Origin of the sequence: Parabacteroides sp. AF39-10AC (assembly GCF_003635405.1) — a bacterium.
Lineage (GTDB): Bacteria > Bacteroidota > Bacteroidia > Bacteroidales > Tannerellaceae > Parabacteroides > Parabacteroides distasonis.
Genome location: NZ_QTLP01000052.1, coordinates 2,363 through 6,618, shown reverse-complemented (window position 1 = coordinate 6,618; position 4,256 = coordinate 2,363). Strand labels below are relative to the sequence as shown.

Sequence of the window (4,256 nt, the reverse complement as noted above, 5' to 3'; positions counted from 1 at the left end):
GGTTTCTTCACCTTCGACCGCACGGGCATCAGAGCGAGAAAGTCCTCCATAGCCCGGTGGATATCCACCGTCCCCGAACCGTCATTGTAGATGCGGTTGGTTGTCAGAAGCCGCCCTTTCGCCTCGTTGATCTTTTCCCCGTTGTAGGCAAGTGCGCCGTACAACGAGTTTCCTACACTGATTTTTGCGACCATTTTTCCTGCATCTCTCTTGAAAGTTCCACAATCCGGCGGCTCAGTTTCACGAGTTCGACGGTCTGTTGCTCCAGCTTGTAGAGCAACGCCATCGCCTTTTTCTCGGAAAAATGCAGCCTCAGTTCCTTCACGACTTGGTTGTAGTTCGTGCCTATCGCGCGGAACTGCGCATGAAAATCGGACAGTTTGGTGTAGTAATCCACCAGCGTCTTGTCCACTTTCAGCACTTTGAACGGCTGCCCGAAGAAGTGCGCTTTCAGGAAGACCGACTTGGCGTAAACGCCCGACTTCTCGAACATGGAGAGGAAACGGTTGTGTTCCTCCTCGCTGAAACGGACGGTGTAGCGGAACACCGCCGGATCGAGTTTGGGATTTCTCCCGCCTTTGTTTCTTCTTTTTTCACTCATATTACTTTGGATTTAGCGGTTTGACGGCATAAGCCGCCGCTTCGAGGCACAGCACCGCAGGTTTGAGAGGCTTCCCGACTTCGGAGGGTAAGCCCGCCCCCCTGCAAGGGCAAGGCGTTTTCGTGGCTGCTCAAAATATTTTGAGCGGCTGAAAACATACCTTGCTATGTTCAGGTGAACATAAAAATCCGTCGGGGACGGATTGGGGATGATTTCTTTCAAACTCCGGGCTGCGCCACCTGCGGCGTACCCTGCCGTTCAGGTGCAAAGTTACGCCCTTAAAGCGATGTCGGACAGAGGCTTGACCCGGACAATCAGTGTCAACCGGCGCAACGTGCTGCCACTTGCCGGAGAAGTGATACAAGTTCCAAAATATCCTTGTTTATTTGCAGTGTGATTCGGATGTGGGACTGAAAATACACTCCTTCCGCCAGATGTTCGGACAGCAATCCGGGCATCAATCCAAACGGTTGAAAACAGGTGTATGTATACAGATAGTTTTCCAAGCACACGTCCGTGCGGACGGATAAAAGCATGGACGGTTGGACAAACCGATGAATACCCGCAGGCACAGCCGGATTAAGGAGTGAATAAATAAATGAATGGGAGTGCGTGCGTACGTACTAATGACAATACGCTACCGCCACCGGACAGATGTATAACCAAATAAATTATCAAAAAAATGAAAGAAGCAACTTATGTGGCAATCTCCACGCAGAAAGGTGGAGCGGGTAAGACAACCCTGACAGTGCTTGTAGCAAGCTATCTGCACTATGTGAAAGGCTACAACGTAGCCGTGGTGGACTGCGATTTCCCGCAGTACAGTATCCATGACATGCGCAAGCGTGACATGAAAGCCGTCATGGAGGACGGGCATTACAAGGTGCTGGCGTATGAGCAGCTCAAACGACTGAAGAAGAACCCGTACACCATCAGATGCAGCCGTGCGGAAGATGCGGTAAAGACCGCCGAAAATCTGGTGGCAGCGCAGCCCGACCTCGATTTCGTGTTCTTCGACCTGCCGGGAACAATCAACAATGCCGATGTGGTGCAGACCATTTCCCAAATGGACTATATCTTCACGCCCATCATCGCCGACCGTGTGGTGATGGAGAGTTCCATCAAGTTCGCCACTGTCATCAACGAACAGATGATAAGCACGGGCAAGTCCGGCATCAAAGGGATTTACCTCGTGTGGAACATGGTGGACGGACGCGAAAAGACTGAACTTTACAAGGCATACGACAAGGTCTGTGCCGAGTTCGCCCTGCCCATTCTGGAAACACATCTACCGGACAGTAAGCGCTTCCGCAAGGAGACGGCGGCAGAACGCAAGGCGGTATTCCGCTCCACGGCGTTTCCGGCGGACAAAATACTGGTACGCGGCAGCAACCTCGACAAACTCGTCGATGAGATTCTCGGCATCATCAAAAACTGAACGGCATGGCAAAGAAAACAAGAATCGAGGACATCGACAGCGAAGCCGTAATCAACTCATTTCGACTGGACGATACAAGCATTCCGCCGGAAGCGAGAAGCACGGACGGGAACGCTCCTGTCCCACCTCCGAAAGAAGCGATACAAGAAGCCGTTTCTCCACCCGCCTCGCACTCCAAAGAGGAGCCGGAACGCAGGCGCAGGAACAGCAAGCCGGAAAAATTGGATTATGACACAGTATTCATATGCGGTTCCAATATCACGGCAAGGCTCGGCAAGCAGGTCTATATCCGCAAGGAGTACCACGACCGCATACAGAAGATGCTTCATGTAATCGGAGGCAACGAAGTGACTATCGCGGCATTTCTTGACAACGTGCTGACACACCATTTCACGCTGTTCCAAGACGAGATAGCCGAATCGTTCAAACGGCACATGGAATCCTATAATTTATAAACACTCAAAAACAACAAAGAAGTATGAAAAGAACAAATAAGAACCGTCAGGCTGAGTATCTGCAAACAGGAAAGAGTGAAAGAACCGCTGTCCGTGCAGCAAAGTGTGTAACCGACTACGGACAGGAAAATACCGACGTTGACTTCCGCAAGGATAAAGGCAGAGACAAACCGCTCTCGACTTTCCTGCAAGCATCGGAAATCAAAACGCGGCAATGTATATACATCAGCCGAGAAATTCATGAGAAAGTCGCTATCGTTACCAGTCGGATGGGAAACGGTTTGAGCATCGGCAAGTTTGTGGATAACATCCTCCGCGACCATTTCCGACAATACGGGCAGCAGTACATGGAACAGATTGAAAACGCCCAAAAAGTAAGATTATGACAAAGGCGTTTTTAATCGTATCGGTTGCTTGCAACGTGTGGTTTCTGTTTCTGCTGTTCTATGACCGCATCATGGACACGAAGCTCATCCGTTTCTTCAGACATATTGCCGGGCTGTGGCGGTCATTGGACAGTACGGTGGCAGAGCAAGGAAAGGATAAGGAAATACCTCACGCAGACACCTCGGACATCATTGGCAAGAGCCGTTTCAAGATGGCATCGACCCGGACAACCGCTGCCATACCGACGCAAGAAGCCGCCACTTCGGAAAAAGGCATTGAGCTGTCGGAGGAAGAGGCTACTTTTGACGACGGAAACACGGAAACCGTCTCACGCCCGACACAAGTACCGGAGGACAAACTCGATGAAACCTTCACGAGCATCCCGCCCTCGGAACTGGAGTACGGAGAAGATGAACCGGAGGATGAAGAACCAGACAAAAAGCAGGCTTCGGGAAGTAGCTTCGAGGATATTGACATGGCAGTACACACCATACGGAAGGAATCACCATCCGATGAGGAAATGCGACACGCCGGAAAGGTCATGACGGAACTGGACGGGACAGAGCTTTTCACAAGAATAACGGAACGCCTGACCGATGAAGCAATGAGCGAGAGGATTGCAAAGGCGATGGCAGTTTTCGTGGACACGGTGAACATGACCGTGACACAACAAAAGGAAAAGGTGTTCGTGATTCCCGACAACATCGAGGAGTTCGACTTCCGAAACTATGTATAACAACTAAAAAAGAATGGAAATGAAAACGTAAAATGACGACACCCACGCGCACGGCGGTACAAGGTACAGCCAACCCGCAACGGACAGCCCCAAGTCCGTAGAAACAAACGGGCAACCACTAAAACCAAAGTAAAGTAATCAAGTATCAACCGCCCGAAAAAGGACTATCCACCCTTTGGACGGCACAAAAAAGAACAGTTTATGAACAAGAACATCAGACAAAAGTTAATCATCGCTGCGGCACTTATGATTGCCGCAACCGCCTCCGCTTTCGCACAGGGAAACGGTCTGGCTGGCATCAACGAAGCCACCTCTATGGTGAGTTCGTATTTCGACCCCGGCACGAAATTAATCTACGCCATCGGCGCGGTAGTCGGGCTTATCGGTGGCGTGAAAGTGTACGGAAAATTCTCGTCCGGAGACCCGGACACCTCGAAGACCGCCGCCTCGTGGTTCGGGGCTTGTATCTTCTTGATTGTCGCCGCCACTATCCTGCGCTCATTCTTCCTTTAATAAACAATGTATGGCTGAATACCCGATAAACAAGGGTATCGGCCGTCCGGTCGAGTTCAAGGGTTTGAAGGCTCAGTACCTCTTCATCTTCTGCGGAGGTCTGCTGGCTCTCTTCGTCCTGTTCGT

General features: G+C 50.9%; 8 protein-coding genes and 1 pseudogene. 6 read left to right on the top strand and 3 right to left on the bottom strand.

Going from position 1 to position 4,256, the window contains the following annotated elements:
• The 3 genes and pseudogenes from DW033_RS25435 to DW033_RS25430 all read right to left on the bottom strand — a co-directional run.
• Positions 1 to 194, bottom strand: a pseudogene (locus DW033_RS25435) (relaxase); the annotation flags it as partial.
• Positions 173 to 601, bottom strand: a complete 429-nt coding sequence (mobA, locus tag DW033_RS23585) for a conjugal transfer protein MobA (RefSeq protein ID WP_005809224.1) — start codon at positions 599 to 601, stop codon at positions 173 to 175. The pseudogene DW033_RS25435 and the gene mobA, both read right to left, overlap by 22 nt.
• 270 nt (positions 602 to 871) lie before the next feature.
• Entirely contained in the window at positions 872 to 1,051 is a 180-nt protein-coding gene (locus tag DW033_RS25430; protein ID WP_122383222.1) for a hypothetical protein, read from the bottom strand.
• A 232-nt stretch (positions 1,052 to 1,283) separates the two neighbouring features.
• Here DW033_RS25430 and DW033_RS23570 point away from each other — a divergent pair, with 232 nt between their 5' ends.
• From DW033_RS23570 to DW033_RS23545, 6 genes are all read left to right on the top strand, one after another.
• Positions 1,284 to 2,039 carry a ParA family protein gene (locus tag DW033_RS23570; RefSeq protein WP_005643916.1) on the top strand — a complete coding sequence of 252 codons (756 nt, stop codon included), beginning with the start codon at positions 1,284 to 1,286 and terminating at the stop codon, positions 2,037 to 2,039.
• Positions 2,040 to 2,044: 5 nt separating this feature from the next.
• Positions 2,045 to 2,494: a DUF3408 domain-containing protein gene (locus DW033_RS23565; protein ID WP_004311202.1), complete on the top strand. Its 450-nt coding sequence runs from the start codon at positions 2,045 to 2,047 to the stop codon at positions 2,492 to 2,494.
• Entirely contained in the window at positions 2,491 to 2,880 is a 390-nt protein-coding gene (locus DW033_RS23560) for a DUF3408 domain-containing protein (protein WP_287647342.1), read from the top strand. The genes DW033_RS23565 and DW033_RS23560 overlap by 4 nt, the downstream gene beginning before the upstream one ends.
• Positions 2,877 to 3,617 carry a hypothetical protein gene (locus tag DW033_RS23555; RefSeq protein WP_005643920.1) on the top strand — a complete coding sequence of 247 codons (741 nt, stop codon included), beginning with the start codon at positions 2,877 to 2,879 and terminating at the stop codon, positions 3,615 to 3,617. Before DW033_RS23560 ends, DW033_RS23555 begins: the two co-directional genes overlap by 4 nt.
• A gap of 201 nt (positions 3,618 to 3,818) precedes the next feature.
• Positions 3,819 to 4,130 carry a DUF4134 domain-containing protein gene (locus tag DW033_RS23550; protein ID WP_004311205.1) on the top strand — a complete coding sequence of 104 codons (312 nt, stop codon included), beginning with the start codon at positions 3,819 to 3,821 and terminating at the stop codon, positions 4,128 to 4,130.
• 10 nt (positions 4,131 to 4,140) lie between these two features.
• On the top strand, positions 4,141 to 4,256 hold a 116-nt coding region (locus DW033_RS23545), incomplete at its 3' end, for a DUF4133 domain-containing protein (RefSeq protein ID WP_118470955.1).